The organism is Thioclava sp. NS-SX20 (genome assembly GCF_057380695.1).
Window position 1 is genome coordinate 330,555 of record NZ_CM170816.1, and the last position, 19,416, is coordinate 349,970.

15 protein-coding genes are annotated in these 19,416 nt (G+C 62.5%); 8 read left to right on the top strand and 7 right to left on the bottom strand.

Annotation, left to right across the window (positions count from 1 at the left end; all coding sequences use genetic code 11):
- Positions 1-34: 34 nt before the first annotated feature.
- From coaBC to AC2ISB_RS01625, 4 genes are read left to right on the top strand one after another with little or no spacing between them, the layout of a single operon-like run.
- The gene (gene coaBC / locus AC2ISB_RS01610; protein ID WP_486575738.1) at positions 35-1,240 is read left to right on the top strand and encodes a bifunctional phosphopantothenoylcysteine decarboxylase/phosphopantothenate--cysteine ligase CoaBC; all 1,206 of its coding nucleotides are present in this window, start codon (positions 35-37) and stop codon (positions 1,238-1,240) included.
- Positions 1,237-1,689 carry a dUTP diphosphatase gene (gene dut / locus AC2ISB_RS01615; RefSeq protein ID WP_486575740.1) on the top strand — a complete coding sequence of 151 codons (453 nt, stop codon included), beginning with the start codon at positions 1,237-1,239 and terminating at the stop codon, positions 1,687-1,689. Before coaBC ends, dut begins: the two co-directional genes overlap by 4 nt.
- Positions 1,690-2,460, top strand: coding sequence for a HesA/MoeB/ThiF family protein (locus AC2ISB_RS01620; RefSeq protein ID WP_486575742.1), 771 nt, complete (start codon positions 1,690-1,692; stop codon positions 2,458-2,460).
- Positions 2,461-2,517: 57 nt separating this feature from the next.
- Positions 2,518-4,536: a M3 family metallopeptidase gene (locus AC2ISB_RS01625; protein WP_486575744.1), complete on the top strand. Its 2,019-nt coding sequence runs from the start codon at positions 2,518-2,520 to the stop codon at positions 4,534-4,536.
- A 44-nt stretch (positions 4,537-4,580) separates the two neighbouring features.
- On the opposite strand, the gene AC2ISB_RS01630 is transcribed toward AC2ISB_RS01625, so the two are convergent.
- The gene (locus tag AC2ISB_RS01630) at positions 4,581-5,471 is read right to left on the bottom strand and encodes a cation diffusion facilitator family transporter (RefSeq protein WP_339109109.1); all 891 of its coding nucleotides are present in this window, start codon (positions 5,469-5,471) and stop codon (positions 4,581-4,583) included.
- Between the two features lie 78 nt (positions 5,472-5,549).
- A complete protein-coding gene (locus tag AC2ISB_RS01635; RefSeq protein ID WP_339109475.1) occupies positions 5,550-6,017 on the bottom strand; it encodes an SH3 domain-containing protein in 468 nt (155 codons plus the stop codon).
- A gap of 311 nt (positions 6,018-6,328) precedes the next feature.
- Between AC2ISB_RS01635 and AC2ISB_RS01640 the strand changes: the two genes are divergently transcribed.
- Complete coding sequence (locus AC2ISB_RS01640; RefSeq protein ID WP_406720312.1) at positions 6,329-7,315, top strand: 2-hydroxyacid dehydrogenase; 987 nt, start codon at positions 6,329-6,331, stop codon at positions 7,313-7,315.
- 6 nt (positions 7,316-7,321) lie between these two features.
- A complete protein-coding gene (locus tag AC2ISB_RS01645; protein WP_486575747.1) occupies positions 7,322-8,782 on the top strand; it encodes a glycosyltransferase family 39 protein in 1,461 nt (486 codons plus the stop codon).
- A 102-nt stretch (positions 8,783-8,884) separates the two neighbouring features.
- On the opposite strand, the gene AC2ISB_RS01650 is transcribed toward AC2ISB_RS01645, so the two are convergent.
- On the bottom strand, positions 8,885-9,937 hold the full coding sequence (locus tag AC2ISB_RS01650) for a PRC-barrel domain-containing protein (RefSeq protein WP_486575749.1): 1,053 nt from the start codon (positions 9,935-9,937) through the stop codon (positions 8,885-8,887).
- A 153-nt stretch (positions 9,938-10,090) separates the two neighbouring features.
- Positions 10,091-10,840, bottom strand: coding sequence for a hypothetical protein (locus AC2ISB_RS01655; RefSeq protein ID WP_486575751.1), 750 nt, complete (start codon positions 10,838-10,840; stop codon positions 10,091-10,093).
- 230 nt (positions 10,841-11,070) lie between these two features.
- Here AC2ISB_RS01655 and AC2ISB_RS01660 point away from each other — a divergent pair, with 230 nt between their 5' ends.
- The gene (locus tag AC2ISB_RS01660) at positions 11,071-13,575 is read left to right on the top strand and encodes a GcvT family protein (RefSeq protein WP_486575753.1); all 2,505 of its coding nucleotides are present in this window, start codon (positions 11,071-11,073) and stop codon (positions 13,573-13,575) included.
- Positions 13,576-13,608: 33 nt separating this feature from the next.
- Here the strand turns inward: AC2ISB_RS01660 and AC2ISB_RS01665 are convergent, their stop codons facing one another.
- Together AC2ISB_RS01665 and AC2ISB_RS01670 are read right to left on the bottom strand one after the other, a co-directional pair.
- Positions 13,609-14,433: a glycoside hydrolase family 25 protein gene (locus AC2ISB_RS01665; protein ID WP_486575755.1), complete on the bottom strand. Its 825-nt coding sequence runs from the start codon at positions 14,431-14,433 to the stop codon at positions 13,609-13,611.
- Between the two features lie 97 nt (positions 14,434-14,530).
- Positions 14,531-14,866 carry a carboxymuconolactone decarboxylase family protein gene (locus tag AC2ISB_RS01670; protein WP_339109116.1) on the bottom strand — a complete coding sequence of 112 codons (336 nt, stop codon included), beginning with the start codon at positions 14,864-14,866 and terminating at the stop codon, positions 14,531-14,533.
- Between the two features lie 177 nt (positions 14,867-15,043).
- Between AC2ISB_RS01670 and AC2ISB_RS01675 the strand changes: the two genes are divergently transcribed.
- Entirely contained in the window at positions 15,044-15,481 is a 438-nt protein-coding gene (locus AC2ISB_RS01675) for a hypothetical protein (protein ID WP_486575757.1), read from the top strand.
- 52 nt (positions 15,482-15,533) lie between these two features.
- On the opposite strand, the gene carB is transcribed toward AC2ISB_RS01675, so the two are convergent.
- Positions 15,534-18,866 (bottom strand): carbamoyl-phosphate synthase large subunit, encoded by a 3,333-nt coding sequence (gene carB, locus AC2ISB_RS01680; RefSeq protein ID WP_486575759.1) that lies wholly within the window; start codon positions 18,864-18,866, stop codon positions 15,534-15,536.
- Between the last annotated feature and the right edge of the window lie 550 nt (positions 18,867-19,416).

Sequence of the window (19,416 nt, forward strand, 5' to 3'; positions counted from 1 at the left end):
TAGATCTGAAGGCCGTTTTCTGCGGAGAAAGATCATGCTGAACGGCAAACGCATTGCTTTGATCATCGGTGGCGGCATCGCGGCCTTCAAAGTGCCCGAGATGATCCGTGCCCTGCGCGCCGAGGGCTGTGCGGTGACGCCGATCGTCACTAAGGCGGGCGCCGAATTCGTGACGCCGCTGACGCTGTCGGTGGTGGCCGGAGAGCCCGCGCATCAAGATCTGTTCGATGTCTCGCGCGAGGCCGAGATCGGCCATATCCAGATGTCGCGCAATGCCGATCTCTTGGTCGTGGTGCCCGCGACCGCCGATCTGATGGCGAAGATGGCGCAGGGGCTGGCCAATGATCTGGCCTCGACGCTGCTTCTGGCGACCGATAAGCCCGTGCTGATTGCGCCCGCGATGAATGTACGCATGTGGGACCATCCCGCGACGCAGCGCAACATCCGTCAGCTTCAGGCCGATGGGGTGCGCTTTGTCGGGCCGGTCGAGGGGCCGATGGCCTGTGGAGAATTCGGAGAGGGGCGCATGAGCGACCCCGCCGAGATTATCGCCGCGATCCGTGCCGCGCTGACGGACGGGCCGCTTTCGGGCCGCCATATCGTGGTGACCTCGGGGCCGACGCATGAGCCGATTGATCCGGTGCGCTATATCGCCAATCGCTCCTCGGGCGCGCAAGGGACGGCGCTGGCCTGTGCTTTGCGTGATTTGGGCGCGCAGATCACCTTTGTCACGGGGCCTGCCTCGGTGCCGCCGCCCGCGGGTGTGAAGGTGGTACGGGTGGAGACCGCGCGGCAGATGCAGACAGCCGTGCAAGAGGCGCTGCCTGCCGATGCGGCGGTATTCGCGGCGGCGGTGGCCGATTGGCATGTGCTCAATGCCGGTCAGCAGAAGATGAAGAAGGACGGCACGGGCCGCGCGCCCGCGCTCGAATTCGGTGAGAACCCCGATATTCTGGCGCAGGTCTCGCAGATGCCCGAGGGGCGGCCCGCCTTGGTGGTGGGCTTTGCAGCCGAGACGGAAAAGGTTATGGAGCATGCAACCGCCAAGCGGGCGCGCAAGGGCTGCGACTGGATCGTGGCCAATGATGTCAGCCCCGCAACCGGTATCATGGGCGGCTCCGAAAACGCCGTGACGATTATGGATGCGCAGGGTCCCGAGACCTGGCCGCGCCTTGCCAAGGAAGAGGTCGCCCGCCGTCTGGCGCAGCGCATCGCTTCCGCTTTGACGACGAAGGAATGACGATGGAAATCCGCTTCAAACGCGCCGAGGGCAATCTGGACCTGCCCCTGCCCAGCTATGCGACCGCCGGTGCGGCCGGTATGGACCTGCGCGCCTTTCTGCCCGACGGGCCGATCACCTTCGAGCCGATGCAGTTCGAATTTATCTCGACCGGTTTCCATGTGGAGCTGCCCGCAGGGACCGAGATGCAGATCCGTCCGCGTTCGGGTCTGGCGCTGAAGCATGGGTTCATCATCCCCAATAGCCCCGGCACGGTGGATGAGGATTATCGCGGCGTGGTGCAGATCGGGCTGATGCTGCTGGGCAAGGTGCCGTTCCGTATCTCGCATGGCGACCGGATCGCGCAGGCGGTGATCGCGCAAGTGCATCGCTTTGACGTGACCGAGGTCGAGACCCTGTCCGATACCGCGCGCGGCGCGGGGGGCTTTGGCTCGACGGGTATCGGCTGAATGGCGGCCTTCTCCGACCGCGAGCTGGAACGCTACATGCGCCATATCCTTCTGCGGGAGGTGGGCGGCACGGGTCAGCGGCGGTTGAAGGAGGCGCATGTGATTGTGGTGGGCGCAGGCGGGCTTGGCGTGCCTGTGCTGATGTATCTGGCGGCCGCTGGGGTGGGCCGGATTACGGTGGTCGATGATGACCTTGTCTCGCGATCGAACCTGCAGCGGCAGGTGATCTATACCGAAGCCGATATCGGCCAGCCCAAAGTGGCAGTGGCGGCCCGCTGGCTTTCGGCGCAGAACCCCGATGTTGAAATTGTGCCAATCAATGCCCGTCTGACGGCGGAAATGGCGGCTGATATGTTCGAAAACTGTCAGCTGGTGATTGATGGCTGCGATAATTTCCCGACCCGCTATCTGGTCAATCAGGCCTGTGTCACGGCCCGCGTGCCGCTTTTGTCAGGCGCGATTACACAGTGGGAGGGGCAGCTCTCGCTTTATGATCCGGCCCGTGGTGCGCCGTGTTTTGCCTGTGTCTTCCCCGAACCGCCCGCCGAAGGGCTTGCGCCCAGCTGTGCCGAGGCGGGCGTCATTGGCGCTTTGCCCGGCGTCGTGGGCGCGCAAATGGCCGCCGAGGCGATCAAGGAGATCACGGGGGCGGGCCAAAGCCTGCGTGGTTCCTTGCAGATGGTCGATATCCTTTGGGGCGAAAACCGCCGCATCAAACTGACCCGCGCTCCCGATTGCGCGATCTGCGGGGGAAAACCTCACGGCATTTGAAGCAGCCCCTTTCCATAGCCGAACCAAGCGCCTAGCTTCCTTGGAAAGGAGATCTGCATGACAAATCCGCTTCTGTCCGATTGGACCGGCCCGTTTTCCCTGCCACCTTTTGCGCAGATGGAGGATGACCAGTTCGGCCCCGCCATCGAGACCGGCCTGACCGTTGCCCGCGCCAATATCGCAGCCATCGCCGCCAACCCCGAGCCGCCGACCTTTGCCAATGTGATCGAGGCGCTGGAAGAGGCCGAAGAGCTGCTCAACCGTGTCGCGGGGCTGTTCTACACCGTCTCGGGCGCTGATAGCACGCCCGCGCGTGAGGCCTTGATGCGCGAGCTGGCGCCCAAGATGTCGGCCTTTTCTTCGGAAATCATCATGAACGAAACGCTCTACCAGCGGATCGCCGTGCTGTGGCGCGCGCGGGAGACGCTGGGTCTGAGCGCCGAACAGGACCGGATGCTGGAGCTCTATCACCGCATGTTCATCCGTGCCGGAGCCGCGCTGACAGGGGCCGAGGCCGAGCGGATGACCGCGATCAAATCGCGTCTGGCGGTGCTTTACACCCAGTTCTCGCAGAACCTTCTGGCGGATGAGCGCGCTTGGTCGCATCCTTTGACCGAAGAGGATCTGGCGGGGCTTCCGGCCTCGCTGGCGGCGGCGGCGCGGGCCGCGGGCAAGGACCGCGAGGAAGACGGCCCCGTGCTGACGCTGTCGCGCTCGCTCGTGGTGCCTTTCCTGCAGTTTTCCGACAATCGGGAGCTGCGCCGGATTGCCTATGAGGCGTGGACCGCGCGGGGGGCCAATGGCAATGAGACCGACAATACCGCGCTGCTGGACGAGATCCTTGCCTTGCGCGAAGAACGCGCCAAGCTTTTGGGCTATGACAGCTTCGCGGCCTATAAGCTGGAGACCGAGATGGCAGGCAGCCCCGAGAAGGTGCGCGACCTTCTGATGGGTGTCTGGGGGCCTGCGAAGGCAGCGGCCGAGGCCGATGCCGAGGTGCTGACCGAGATGCTGCATCGCGATGGCACCAATGGTCCGCTAGAACCTTGGGACTGGCGCTATTATTCCGAAAAACGCCGTGTGGCGGAATTCGACTTCGATGAAGAGGCGCTGAAGCCCTATTTCTCGCTGGATGCGATGATTGGCGCGGCCTTTGATGTGGCCAACCGTTTGTTCGGGCTGGAATTCACCCCGATGGAGGGGCCTTTCTACCACGCGGATGTGCGCGGTTGGGAGGTCACCCGTAAGGGCCAGCATATCGCGGTCTTCCTGGGCGATTACCATGCACGCGGGTCCAAACGGTCAGGCGCTTGGTGCACGGCGATGCGCTCGCAGAAGAAGCTGGGCGGGGACACGCGCCCGATCGTGATGAATGTCTGCAACTTCGCCAAGGGCGATCCCACGCTTCTTAGCCATGATGACGCGCGGACCCTGTTCCATGAATTCGGCCATGCGCTGCATCAGATGTTGTCGGATGTGACCTATGAATTCATCTCGGGCACTTCGGTCGCGCGGGACTTCGTCGAACTGCCGAGCCAGCTTTACGAGCACTGGCTGGATGTGCCGGAGGTGCTGCAAAAACACGCCCGCCACTATCAGACGGGCGAGGCCATCCCGCAGGAGCTGCAGGACAAGCTGAAGGCTGCGGCGACCTATGATCAGGGCTTCTCGACGGTGGAATATCTGGCCTCGGCGCTGGTCGATCTGGACTTCCACGAGGGCGCGGCCCCCAAGGATGCGCTGGCCCGTCAGGCGGAGGTTCTGGCAGACATCGGCATGCCCCATGCGATCCGAATGCGCCATGCGGCGCCGCATTTCGGGCATGTCTTCTCGGGCGATGGCTATAGCGCGGGCTATTACAGCTATATGTGGTCCGAGGTCATGGATGCCGATGCCTTCGAGGCCTTCGAGGAAGCCGGCGGCCCCTTCGATCCGGCGATGGCCGAAAAGCTGGAGGACTGGATCCTGTCGAAAGGGGGCTCGCAAGAGGCCGAGACGCTCTACAAGGGGTTCCGTGGCCGGATGCCGGGGGTCGAGGCTCTGCTGAAGGGCCGTGGTCTGCTGGATAAGGTCTGACCCCAAGGGGCGCCATATAGGTGGGCGGGCTTGCGGGCCTGCCCCTATTTGCCAGAGCGCCAGACATCCTTATGGATGATGACATCCGCATTGGGATAGGTGTCGATGATCTTGTGCTTGAGGCGGGCCGCAATCTCATGCGCGTCCTCCAGCGTCTGCTCCCCATCCAGTTCGACATGTAGCTGCACGAACATCGTGGCCCCCGCAGTGCGGGTTTTCAGGTCGTGGAACGCGCGCACGCCCGGATGGGTGCTGGCGATATGGCGGATGTTCTTGACGATCTCGGGGGCAACAGCCCCGTCCATCAGGGCGTTCCAGCCGCCGGTGCCAATGGTCCACGCGCCTTTGAGCATCACCAGCGCCGCCAGCAGCGCCACCACCGCATCGACCTTGTGCCAGCCAAGCGATTTTGACGCCCAGAGCGCGAAGACCGCCCCAAGGGCGGGGATCATATCGCCCACATAATGCAGCCGGTCTGCTGCAACGACCTTATTGCCGGTGCTCTTGGCCACACGCCCCTGCCACCAGACCAGAACAAGCGTGAGAAGGACCGAGAAGATCATGATGGCGATGCCGGTGCCCTCGGCCTCCAGCTTGTAGCTGGCCGCGGGCATCAGCAAGCGTTCGACGGCTGTCCAGATGATGATGCCGGAAGAGGCTGCCACAAAAAGCGCCTGCCCCAACGAGACGAGATCTTCGGCAGAGCCGTGGCCGAAGGCATGGTCATGATCGGCGGGTTTGGCGGCGTAGAGGATGGTGATCAGGCCCAGAACCGAGATCAGCAGGTCCATCGCGCTATCGGCCAGAGAGGCCCCGATAGACACTGCCCCTGTCTGCCATAGCGCCCATGCCTTCAGCCCCACCAGCACCATCGCCACGGCCACCGAGGCCAGCCCCGCAGAGCTGTTAAGTTTCACGCTTTCAGAATCATACATGGGGCAGGCCCTCTTTTGGCCGATCAGCTATCTCCCTGCGCGGCAGACCTAGCCCAACCTGACAGACCGGTAAAGGCGCTAGTCGCGAATTTCGTCGGGATCGACGCCCCAGATTTCGGTTTTGCGCACCCAGCCTTCCGCGCCTTCCGCACGGATCTCGCACCAGTCATGGGTGCATTTGCCCAGATGCAGGATGGCACCGGATTCCGCGCGCGCGGTGATGGCCGCATTGTCATCGGGCTTCGCATGCAAAAGCGCCATATCCTCCTGGATGACCACGGTGCGGACCCCCGAGATCAGCGCATAATGGACCCAGCCCCCCGCGCCGTCACGGTCTTCGATCCGCCGCCAGTTGCCGTATTCGGCGGTGATCTTCAGCGGCATGCCCCGATGTTTGAAGACCCAGTCGATCCGGTGCGACAGGGAGGGGCCGCGGCGCACATTGCCGGTCGAGGTCTTCAGCGAGACATAGCGCGGAATGGGCAGGTTGGTGGCCGAACCGAGTTTGGTCTTGCCCGCATCGGCCCCTTCAGGCGCCAGATCCATCTCGGGGGTAGGGCCGTTATCCTCCTCGGACAAAAGCGCGCTTTCCTCCGGTGATTCCTGCGCATGGGAATAATGCCCGTAGACGAAGGTCAGGAAGCTGGCCGAAAGGATCGTCAGGAAGATCGCGCGCAAGGTTGCCCGTTTCGTAATCATGTGCTTGCTACCCATAGGTTAATGAGATCATCGCGCAACATAATTGCGATGATATAGCTGTTTTTGCCATTTTCTGCCTCGGCGGGTCTTGTATCTTTGACCCTTGAGGCGCAGTTTGCCTGTAAGGACGGAGAGTTGGAAGAGGGGGAGAGCAGACCATGCCGATCCAACGACTGAGTGTTGTTGTCACGCGACGGTTGCCCGAGGTTGTCGAGACCCGGATGAAAGAACTGTTTGATGTCGAGCTGCGCGATACGGATGCGCCGATGACGCGCGACGAACTTGTGGCCGCGATGAAGCGTGCCGATGTTCTGGTGCCGACCCTGACCGACAAGATCGACGCCAATATGCTGGCGCAGGCGGGCGACACCTTGAAACTGATCGCGAATTTCGGGGCAGGGGTGGATCATATCGATGTCGCCACCGCCCGTCAGCGCGGTATTCTGGTGTCCAATACGCCCGGTGTGGTGACCGACGATACGGCGGATATGACGATGGCGCTGATTCTGGCGGTCACGCGGCGGATCCCCGAAGGTCTTGCGGTGATGCAGTCGGGCCGCTGGGAGGGCTGGTCGCCCACCGCCTATCTGGGCGGTCGAATCGGCGGCAAGCGTCTGGGCATTCTGGGCATGGGCCGGATCGGGCAGGCGGTGGCGCGGCGGGCGCGTGCCTTCGGCATGCAGATCCATTATCATAACCGCCGCCGTCTGCGTCCCGAGATCGAGGGGGCGCTGGAGGCGACCTATTGGGAAAGCCTCGACCAGATGGTCAGCCGCGTCGATGTGATCTCGGTCAACTGTCCGCATACGCCTTCGACCTTCCATCTGCTGAATGCGCGCCGTCTCAAGCTGTTGAAGCCCTCGGCGGTGGTGGTGAATACCTCGCGCGGCGAGGTGATCGACGAAAACGCCCTGACGCGGATGTTGCGCGCGGGCGAGATTGCCGGTGCCGGTCTTGATGTCTTCGAAGGGCGCTCCGAGATCAACCCACGCCTGCGTGAGCTGCCCAATGTCGTGCTTCTGCCGCATATGGGGTCTTCGACGATTGAAGGCCGCGTCGAGATGGGGGAAAAGGTGTTGATCAACATCAAGACCTTTGCCGACGGGCACCGCCCGCCGGATCAGGTTCTGCCCTCAATGCTGTGAGCCTTCATGACCCGATTTCTTCAAAACGAGCGCGCAGTTTATCTCGCGCTCGTTCTGTATTTTACACTTGGTTTTCTGGTGCGGCTCTTTTGCGGGCCGGGGCTGGAACTGGACGAGGCCGAGATGGTGCTGCGCGCGCAGGATCTGGCGCTTGGCTACGGGCCGCAGTTTCCGGTCTATAACTGGTATCAGAGCCTTGTCTTCGACCTGTTCGGCCTGTCGGTCGCCTCGATTGCGGCAGCCAAATTCGCCTTGCTGGCACTGGCGGCCTGTCTGGCGGTGGCGGGGCTCCGGCGGCTGACCGGTGATCGGGCGGCAGGCGCCGTGGCGGGGCTGTCACTTGCGCTTCTGCCCGATCTGATGTGGGAGGCGCAACGCAGCCTGACACATTCGGTTGCGGTGATCGCTGCAACCACCGCGCTTATCTGGGCCTATGCCGCCGTGCTCGACCGTGGGCGCTGGCGCGATTACGGCGTGCTGGGCGTGGTCTTCGGGCTGGCCTGTCTTTCAAAGGCCAATATCTATCTGATGATCGTACCTGCCATTCTGGTGCTGTTGGCCTTGCGGCCCGCGCGGGCGGGGTTCCGGCCTTTGCGTATCGGGCGGCTGGCACTGGCGGCAGGCATCGCCGCCTGTATCGAGGGGCTGCCGCTTTGGTGGATGGTCAGCCATCCGGCCGCTGCGACGGCCTCGGGTGGCAAGTTCTATCGTGGCGACGAGTCTGCGGTTCTGGCGGTGTTGGGGGGCGAGCTGGGTGCGGTGATCCTGTGCCTGTTGTTCTGGGCTGCGATGGCCATTTTCCTGCGCCGCAGGCCAAAGGGGCTGCAGAACGCCCGACTGGATATGGTCATTCGGGCGCTGTTCGGTCTGTGGGGGCTGGCGGCGCTGCTTATTCTGGGGGCGGCGCTGGGGATCGGGATCACCCGTCTCAGCCCGCGCTGGCTTCTGCCCCTGTCGATCTGCTTCACGATAGCGGTCGCGCTTTGGGCCTATCGCAGGGCGCCCGAGGTGGCGGGGCGGGCAATGGGCTGGACTGCGCTGGCGCTTGGGCTGGTGGTGCTGGCCGGTCTGGGCGTGACGCGCGGCTTGATGCCGTCGCGGCTGAATGCCGATGCCCCCGAGCTGGCCGCGCGGGTCGGCGCGATGGCCGATCGCGCGCAGGCGGAAGTGATCACGGGAGATAGCTGGCTGCTGGGGATGGTCGGTCTGCGCGATCAACGGGTGCGCGATGATGCCCTGCAGACCTGCCCGCACCATCCGCTGCGTCTGGTGACGGTCGAACGTGATCTTGGGGATACGGTGCCAAGCCGTGCCGCACTTCCCGCCGATGGTGTGGCCTGTCAGGCACGACTGGTATCGCAACAACGTTTCGTGCTGCCCTCTGTGGCCCGCTGGGCACAGGAGGCGGATGGTGCGCCGGTGCGGTTGTCCGTCTGGGATTATGCGCCTGCTGTCACGCAGCCCTGAGGCCTAAGCCGGTCCGGCCCAAGATACGCGCCCTCAAGGCGCATATGGGAAAGGCCCGGAGCTGTCTCCGGGCCTTCGTTTTGTCGTGAGAGGCGGGTGGGGTCAGCCGGTATATTCGGGCATCTGCTCCAGCTCGTCCTGCGTGGCGGCCACGTGGATCGACAGGCCTTTCTCGCCCTTGGTGACTTCCATCTGGTCCGGCGTCAGCGCAACGGATTTCGCGCCCAGACCGAGGAAGCCGCCGACATTGACGATGACCTTGGTCACGCCCTGACCCGCATCGGTCACCACATCGCTGACCTTGCCGATGGTTTCGTCATTGGGGCCGTAAACCGGCTGCCCGTTCAGATCCTGCGCCGTTATCTGCGTCCAGTCGGTGATCGGGGTGCCATCGGGATTGGCCGGCGTATCCGCTGCGGATTTCATATCCGCTTTGGTATGATCGGCGGCCTGCGACATGTCATCGCCTGCCTTTTCCATCGCAGAGCCGGCCTGGGCGGTCTTATCCTTGGTCCAGTCGGCCGCCTCGCTTGCTGCGCCCGAAACGGCGGCACCGGCAGCGGCGGCCTTATCCTTTGTCCAACCGGCGGCCGAATGTGCGGCATCCGCGACATCATTGCCCGCAGCTTTCATGCTGCTGCCGGTCGTGGCGGCGGCATGGTCCATCCTGTCCATCGCGGGATCATAGGCCGGAGCCGTCTCAAGCGCGCCCTTGTCGCCTTGCATGACCAGACGGTATTCGTCGGCATTATCGCCATTGGGCACAATCTGCAGGGCATCCAGATTGACCGCCACGGTTTTCTCGCCAATGCCGAGGAAGCCGCCCACATCAATCAGCACAGCCTCGACATCGCCCCGCATGCCGATCACGACATCGCTGACCTCGCCAATATCATCCATATCGCTCTGTGCGGTGATATCGGTGGTCTTTTCGGCTGTCGCGTAGACACGCTTGCCGATGAAATCCGACGCCATGACGGCATCCGGCACCGAGGCAAAGAATGTTTTACCCGCAGTCTCGGTGCTGGCCCCCGCACTGGCCTTGCCCGCACTGGCCTTGGGGGCCATATCGGTGCCTGCGGTCGCGTTGGATTGTGCCATGACCGGCAGGGCGGCCATAACGGTGATTGCGGTGGTTGCAAGAAGCTTTTTCATATGTCTTCTCCCTCTTCATTCTCGGAGGCCGGAACAGGTTCGCCTCGCTGTGTGAAGAGGGAAACCCCGACCTCCCCTTTTCGGGTCCATCGGGATGGGTCACAAAAAATTCAGTGATATTGGGGGCTTGAGAGGGAACCCGCCGATGGGGTTCTAAAGCTGCATGCGCAACTGGCTGGACACCAACCCCTGCGCATCGAAGACTTGCGTCCCGCCACGCGCCATTGACGAGAACGCATCGGCAAAGATCGGGCTGAGCGCTTCGTAAAGCTTGGCGGCCTGCGTCTGGCTGAGGCGGTTGGACGCGGTGTGGCTTTGTGCGGCAGGCAGGAAGCTTTCGGCGGTCTGGCGCAGCCGTTCGATAAGGTTTTCCTGCCGTGTGGCCACAATGCGGGCCTGCGCGTAGGCACGGGCGCGGCTTTCGTTTCCGGTGCCATAGCCCATCTGGGCAAAGACCGCGCTGGCCTGATCCTGAAGGTCGGCATCCAGCGGCACGGTAATGGCATTCTCCGCGATGCTGCGGCTCAGGCCAAGGCCGAGCCCCGTCGCGGGCAGGATGTCCGCACCGGGGGGCTGCGGCTGGGCGGTGGCAGAGGGGGGCGTGGGCAGGGCAGGGGCGCTTTTGGGATATGTCGCGCTGTCTTGCGGCGGGATGGCGGTCTCGCCGCGCAGGGCGGATTCGACGACAAGCCCGATCTGGGTCGTTTCCGTCGGTGCGGCGCTTTGCGGCGCCATCGTGCCCGCGCTGGTCATGCCCTGTGTCGCTGCCGCCTGAGACGATGCGGAAACCGCACCGCTTGGTTGGGCTGTGCCCGCTTGCTGCGCGGAGGGGCTGTTCTGCTGGCTGAGCCAGAGCTTGAAGAAATAACTCAGCAGTCCGGAGAGATAGCTCGACAGGGACATTGGGGGCTCAATGGTTAAGAGGCTACTAACGAATTGTGATAAGTTTGATATAACCTCTCCCTACCTTCCGCGCGACAGATTCATGAACCATTGGTAAACGCGATCCGTGCCATATATCGCCGCCCGCGACAGGGCGCCGTGTCGTTTTTTGCCGCCAAAGGTCGGGCGCGGCGCTCCGTAGATTTGGGCTTCTGCCAGAAATGGGTGAAAGGCCAACAGGAGATGCCCCCATGAAAACCCATGTCAAAGCTTTGGTCGTCGGTGGCGGCGCCGTCGGCTGTTCGATCGCCTACCACCTTGCCAAGGCGGGCTGGAAGGATGTGATGCTTGTCGAGCGCGACGAGCTGACCGCAGGCTCCACCTGGCACGCGGCGGGCCTCTTGCCGCTGTTCAACATGGGCTATGCGACGACCCATATCCACAAATACTCGGTGGATTTCTACAAGACGCTTGAGGCCGAGACCGGTCTGAATGCGGGCTTCTCGATCTGCGGTAACCTGCGTATGGCGCAGACGCAGGAGCGGATGGACGAATATCTGCTCTATAGCTCGATCGCCGAGACTGCGGGCGTCTATCACGAGTTCCTGACCCCCAAGGAGATGAAGGACCGCTGGCCGCTTTTGAACACCGATGATCTGATCGGCGCGCTCTTCCACCCGCAGGACGGCTATATCAACCCCGCCGATGTGACGCAGGCCATGGCCAAGGGTGCGCGCCAGCGCGGCGTCGAGATCGTGCGCAAGCTGCAGGTCAATGCCTATAAGTGGACCGGTTCGGAATGGATCGTGACGCTTGAGAAGATGGTCGATAAGGGCGGCAACCTTGTGGGCTCGGGCGAGATGGTCGATATCCATGCCGAGCATGTCGTCACTGCCACCGGCAACCACGCACAACGCACCGCGCAGCTTCTGGGCATCAAGATCCCCGCAATTCCGGTGGAGCACCAGTTCATCGTGACCGAGCCCGATCCGGCGCTGCTGGCCTACCGCGAGGCAGGCAACCCCGAGCACCCCGTTCTGCGCGATTCCGACAGCAAGTGGTATGTGCGTGAAGAGCGCGGCGGCTGGATCCTTGGCCCCTATGAGCGTGGCGCACCGGCCTGCTTCCGCCATGGCGTGCCCGATACCTTCCGCGCCGATCTCTTCCCGCTGGATCTGGAGCGGATCGAGGAAGAATATATGTCGATGATCCACCGGATCCCGACCACCGAGACCGCTGGCCTGAAAGACGATTTCAACGGCCCGATCTGCTATACCCCCGATGGCAACCCGCTGGTGGGTCCGGCGCCGGGTCTGCGCAATATGTGGTTGGCCGAGGGCTTCAGCTTCGGGATCACCGCCGCTGGCGGCACCGGCTATTATCTGGCGCAGATGATGGTGGAAGGCGAAGCCGAGATCGACATGGCCTCGCTCGATCCCAAACGTTATGGCCAGTGGATGACCAATGAATGGGCGGTGAAGAAGAACGAGGAATGCTATGAGCACGTCTTCATCCTACACCACCCCGATGAAGAGCGCGAAGCCGCGCGCCCGCTGCGCACCACGCCCAATTATGACGCCCAGATCGCGGAAGGCGCGCAGATGGGTCAGGTCAACGGTTGGGAACGTCCCAACTACTACGGTCCGAAAGATGCGCCCTCGAATTTCGACCATGAGTCGCGGTCTTTCCGCCGTGGGGCATGGTGGCAATATGCCAAGGAAGAAGCCGAGGCGATCCGCAATACGGCTGGTCTGATCGACGCCTCCGCCTTCACCAAACATCTGGTGCGTGGCCCCGGTGCGACGGCCTTCCTTGATATGTTCACTTGCAACAAGCTGCCGAAAGTGGGCCGCATCAACCTGACCTATGCGCTGACCCCCGCAGGCACGACCCGCACCGAATATACCATCGTGCGTCTGGCCGAGGAGGAATATTACCTGATCTCCGCCGGTGCATGGACGGATTACGACGCCGACTACCTCAAGAAATCGGCCGAGGATTTCCGCGCAGCGGGCGGTGATTACCTCGACATCCACGACATCACCACGCAATGGGGTGTCTTCGCGCTGGCAGGACCCAATGCCCGTGCGATCCTCAACGAGCTTGTCGTGGATGCCGAGCCTGAAACCGTGCTGTCGAACAAGCGCTTCCCGTGGCTGTCGATGCGCAATATCGAGCTGGGCATGTGCCCCGTGCGGGCGGTCCGCGTGGCCTATACCGGCGAATTGGGTTGGGAATTGCACTTCCCCATCGAATTCTCGCGCTACCTGTGGAAGGCGCTCAACGAGGCTGGTGCGAAGCACGGCATGAAGCTGGTCGGTGCGCGCGCCCAGAACTGGCTGCGTCAGGAGAAATCCTACCGCGCCTTCGGCAACGAGCTGGGCCGCGATGCCACTCCGCTTGAAGCCGGTCTGAACCGCTTTGTCGATCTGGAGAAAGACTTCACCGGCAAGCAGGCGATGCTGGACAAGGGGATCCGCGCGATGTGCGTCACCCTGCTGATCGACGGGCCGGAGGATGCCGATACCTGGGGCCGTGAAGCGATCAAGCTGGATGGCGAGAAAGTCGGGCGTCTGACCTCGGGCGGCTATTCGGTGGCCTTCGGCAAGCAGATCGGCATGGGCTATGTGCGCCCCGATCTGGCCGAGCCGGGTACCAAGCTAAGCGTGCGTATCTTGGGGCAGGACTATCCGGCGGAAGTCACCGTCGACAGCCCGCATGACCCTGAAAACGTGCGTATCCGCGTGAACGGCTAAGGAAAAGGCCGCCCCTCGGGGCGGCCTTTCACATCAGGGTTGCTGGCGGGCGGTGTACCAGTTGGCCCAGCCGGTGGGAGACCCTGCGAATGCGTTCAGGTCCACCGTGCCGCCGATGCCCGGCACAATGCCGGTGCCGGTATATTGCCAGAAGGTCCAGCGCACGCCCGGATAGCGGTCACGCGGGTGATCGGCGACCGAGCGCAGCCAGAAATCATAATTGCCCAGCTGCTCCAGATCATTGTCATGCCAGAAATCGACCGTGGTATAGATCACCGGACGGGTGCCGTAATGGGCGGTCACGATATCGAGGAACGTGCGCATTTCGGCACGCACGGTTTCGGGATTGGGGAAGCGGCGGCAGGTCTTCGACTGATGGTTCCACTCGATATCCAGAACGGGGGGCAGATCGCCCGAAACCCGTTTGACGCGGCTGATATACCAGCGCGCCTGCTCTTGCGGGGTGCGGCAGAAATAATAGAAGTGATAGGCCCCGACGGCCACGCCTGCCGAGCGGGCGGATTTGGCGTTCAGCCCGTAACCCGGATCGATATAATCGCCGCCCTCGGTGGCCTTGAGCCATGCGAACCGGATGCCCGAGCTGCGGGCACGCCGCCAGTCGACCAGCCCCTGATAGCGCGCCGCATCAATCCCGTGGACCGAATAGCTGGCAGGCGCGAGATCGTCCCACGGATGGGGGGAACGGTCGCCGAATTGTAACGGAATGCCGGGCGCTGTGTAATCGGCGGGGTTGAGCGGGCTCGGGTTGACAAGTTTGCCCACCATCGGGCCGCTGCCACAGCTTGCAAGAGAAAGAGCGAGGCCAAGCGTGGCCACCAGCTTTCGGATCGAGGTCATGACCATCTCCATAAGGGATGGGGCCAAAATCTCGTATTTTTGTGGAAATGTCATCCCCCCGTGAAGGGGAATGACAATGATATATCCGGAATGCGCGTTATCCTGCGAGTTCGTCCCATGCGGCCAGCGCGTGGCCCGCATACATGACCCCCGGGCCGCCGCTCATCTGGATGGCCATGCCCAGCACGTCGCCCAGTTCCTCGCGCGTGCCACCGGCTTTGCGGAACGCTTCCACATGGAACAGGATGCAGGGCTCGCATCTTTGTACCAGCGCCATTCCCAAGGCGAGCATCTCTTTTTGCTTTTTATCAAGCACGCCGCCTGTCTCGACATTCTCCGATAGGGTGCGGAACCCCTTCATTGTGTCCGGAATGGCCTGCGCCATTGTCCGCAACTCGCCGCGCATGGAGGAGATCTTGTCTGAATAGCTCATAATGGTCCTCATATTTAATGGTGTGAATATGAGGCCGAAGTCCAACGGGCCGCATTGATGCAGATCAAACCCACTTTTTTGATTTTGGAAACAAACCCGAGTTTATCAATTTTTTGTCCATCATTTCGGCGCATGCTGACGGGCAGGGAGAGAGGCACGAAACGACGGGAGGGAGAGATGTTTTTACGATATGGCGCCTTGATGCTGATGGCGGGGCTTGCCTTGGGCGGGCCGTCGCGGGCTGAGCCGCGCGCCCAGCAGATCGCCACCTGTCTGGAGGCGCTGTCGGCCTATGGGGCATGGCTTGAACAGATCGAGGCCATGCGCCTTCCGGGGGTGATCAGCGGATTTTACGGCAGCCCCGCGCGCGAATTGGCGCGGGTCGATAACGGGCGGTATCTGTTGCTGGCCGAATTGGCGCAGGACCATTCCGACACCGAAATGCGCCCCTATTTCGACCACGTGGCCAACCCGTGGAAGGCGCGTCTGGCCGAGGCGGAGACGGCGGATTTCGCGGCGCTCGGGCAGGGGCTCGGGGAAGAGGTCGCAGCGTGTACCAAGGCCGTTTTCGCGCCCTCCTTGGCCGGACATCGTGAAGCGTTGAACAGGCAGTAGGTCATAAAAAAGGCGGCACCGGAGTGCCGCCCGTTTCTGGATGCAGGGCTGCTTAGGCTTGCAGCGAACGCACGATCACATCCCCTTCGGCGCGGCTCTTCATCGCGGCGACGGCTGCGATGGAACCGGCGGCCGTGGTGAAGTAGGGGATATGGTCATAAAGCGCGACCGAGCGGATTTCACGTGAATCAGAGATCGACTGCGTGCCCTCGGTCGTGTTGAACACGAGCGCGATCTGGCTGTCTTTCATACGGTCCACGATATTCGGGCGGCCTTCATAGACCTTGTTGATCAGCTCTGCTTCGACGCCTTTCTCGGCCAGCCATTTGGCGGTGCCGCGGGTGGCGGTGATCGCAAAGCCCATCGAAATCAGGTCTTTCGCAGCCGAGGCCAGATCTTCCGACTTGTCGGCATCCTTGATCGACATGAACACACGGCCCTCGGTCGGCAGTTGGGTGCCTGCGCCCATCTGCGCTTTCAGGAAGGCGCGCGGGAAGTTGCGGTCCCAGCCCATGACCTCGCCGGTCGAGCGCATTTCCGGACCAAGCAGCGTGTCCACACCCGGGAAGCGGGCGAAGGGCAGCACGGCTTCTTTTACCGAATACCAAGGGGTGATCGGGTCGGCCAGCGTCATCTCGTCTGCGAAGGGCAGGTCGTCTTCGGGGCCCGCATCCGCCGGATAGGGCGCGCGCTCGGGGAAGGCCGACATCGGCTCGCCCGCCATCAGGCGCGCGGCAATCGACGCAATCGCCGAGTCGGTCGCCTTGGCCACGAAGGGCACGGTACGCGAGGCACGCGGGTTGACCTCGAGCACATAGATCACGCCGTCCTTGATCGCGAATTGCACGTTCATCAGACCCTTGACGTTGAGACCCAGCGCCAGTTTCACCGTCTGCTCTTTCAGCTCGGCGATCATCTCTTTCGACAGCGAGTAGGGCGGCAGCGAGCAGGCCGAGTCGCCCGAGTGGACGCCCGCTTCCTCGATATGCTGCATGATGCCCGCCACATGGACGGTCTCGCCATCCGACAGCGCGTCCACGTCGATCTCGATGGCGCCGGTCAGGTAGCTGTCGAGCAGTACGGGGCTGTCGCCCGACACCACAACAGCGGTGTTGATATAGCGCTTGAGCTGATCCAGATCGCGCACGATCTCCATCGCGCGGCCACCCAGAACATAGGACGGGCGGATCACCAGCGGATAGCCAACACGGCCCGCGATCTCATAGGCTTCGGCTTCGGAATGCGCGATGCCGTTGACCGGCTGCTTCAGGCCCAGATCATTGAGCAGCGCCTGGAAACGCTCGCGGTCTTCGGCAAGGTCGATCGCATCGGGCGTGGTGCCAAGGATCGGAATACCTTCCGCTTCCAGCGCATTTGCCAGTTTCAGCGGCGTCTGGCCACCGAACTGCACGATCACGCCGTGTAGCGTGCCTTTATCCTGCTCCACGCGCAGGATTTCCAGCACATGTTCCAGCGTCAGCGGCTCGAAATAGAGACGGTCCGAGGTGTCATAATCGGTCGAGACGGTCTCGGGGTTGCAGTTGACCATGATGGTCTCGTAGCCCGCATCCGACAGCGCGAAACATGCATGGCAGCAGCAATAATCGAACTCGATGCCCTGACCGATCCGGTTCGGACCGCCACCCAGAATGACCACTTTCTTGCGGTCCGAGGGGCGCGCCTCGCATTCCACATCGCCCATCGCGGGGGCTTCATAGGTGGAATACATATAGGGGGTCTGTGCTTCGAATTCGGCGGCGCAGGTGTCGATACGCTTGAACGAGGCCACAACGCCAAGGTTGCGGCGCGCGCGGCGGACCTGACCTTCGGTGCGACCGGTCAGTTGCGCAAGGCGGGCATCGGTGAAGCCCATCATCTTGATCTTGCGCAGACCTTTCTCGTCCATCGGCAGGCCGTTCTTGCGGATATCGGCCTCGGCGTCGATGATCTCGCGGATACGGTCAAGGAACCATGGGTCGAAGGAGGTCGCGGCGATGATTTCGTCATTGGTCAGCCCGTGGCGCATGGCTTGCGCGATCAGACGCAGGCGGTCGGGGGTCTGTTTGGAGATTTCCTTGACCACAGCGGCCTTGTCAGGCGCGCCTGCGATTTCAATCTCGTCAAAGCCCGACAGACCGGTTTCCAGCGAGGCCAGCGCCTTTTGCAGCGACTCGTGGAAGGTACGGCCGATGGCCATCGCCTCGCCCACGGATTTCATCGCGGTGGTCAGCGACGGCTCGGAGCCCGGGAATTTTTCAAAGGCGAAACGCGGGATCTTGGTGACGACATAGTCGATGGTCGGCTCGAACGACGCCGGCGTGACCTTGGTGATGTCATTGTCCAGCTCGTCAAGCGTATAGCCCACGGCCAGTTTCGCTGCGACTTTCGCGATCGGGAAGCCGGTGGCCTTGGACGCCAGCGCCGAGGAGCGCGACACGCGGGGGTTCATCTCGATCACGACCATACGGCCATCGGCGGGGTTGACCGCCCATTGCACGTTGGAACCACCGGTTTCCACGCCGATCTCGCGCAGCACGTTGATCGAATGGGTGCGCATCAGCTGGTATTCTTTATCGGTCAGCGTCAGGGCAGGGGCAATGGTGATCGAGTCGCCGGTATGCACGCCCATCGGGTCGATATTCTCGATGGCGCAGACGATGATCGCGTTATCCGCCTTGTCGCGGACCACTTCCATCTCGAATTCTTTCCAGCCCAGCAGGCTTTCATCGACAAGGATCTGCGCCACGGGCGAGGCATCCAGACCCGAGCGGCAGATGCGCTCGTAATCGTCGCGGTTATAGGCCACACCGCCGCCGGTGCCACCCATAGTGAAGGCGGGGCGGATAATCGCCGGAAGGCCGATGTGATCCAGCTCGGTCAGCGCCTGTTGCACGCCTGCGTTCACGTCGAATTTGCCATCGGCTTTCTTCGGCGCGGTGACGATGGTTGCCTTGGGGTTCTCGATGCCGAGGCGGTCCATTGCCTCACGGAACAGCTTGCGGTCTTCGGCCATCTCGATGGCTTCGCGGTTGGCGCCGATCAGCTCGACGTTGAATTTCTCCAGCACGCCCATATCGGCCAAGGCCAGCGCGGTGTTCAGGCCGGTCTGGCCGCCCATGGTCGGCAGGATCGCATCGGGGCGTTCCTTCTCGACGATCTTGGCGACGACCTCGGGGGTGATCGGCTCGATATAGGTGGCATCGGCCATATGGGGGTCGGTCATGATCGTGGCGGGGTTCGAGTTCACCAGAATGACGCGGTAACCCTCTTCGCGCAGAGCCTTACAGGCCTGAGCGCCCGAATAGTCGAATTCGCAGGCTTGCCCGATAATGATAGGCCCTGCACCGATAATGAGGATGGACTTGATGTCAGTTCTCTTCGGCATGGTGCGGTTCCTTCGATTCGGCGCATAACAAAGGGCGCGGGCCTAGATGGCCTCACGCAAATTGGTGGGGGTTATAGTCAGCCTGCGCCTCGGCGCAAGTCCTGATCTGCCCTCTTGCAAGGGGAATCCGCAAAAGCCCCGTTCCGGAAACCGGCAGGGTGCAGGGTTTGATCTGAAGGTTGGATCGGTCGGCCCGATTATTCTGCGCCTTCGGGCTGTGCCTTGCGGATTTCAGCCCGTGCAGCTTGGGTGTTCTGTATGGCTGCCGCCGTGCAAGGGGGGGCACGGCGCGCATCGGCTTGAGCGGCGGATTGTAGAAGTCATCACGGGTCGGAGGCGCGTCCACGACCACGCCAAGATCGGGGTTGAGCACGATGCGGCGCGACAGTTCGGGGCCTTTTATGGTGATCTTTACGGGCGTGCCGTGCCGTCGCAATAGGTAATGTCCAGAACGCCACGCTGCATCATGTGGCGGAGAATGCGGTCCATAAGATGGTCCCAAGGCATCATCTCTCTCCTTCGTCACTGTCGGAACCACCGGGCCTTGGTA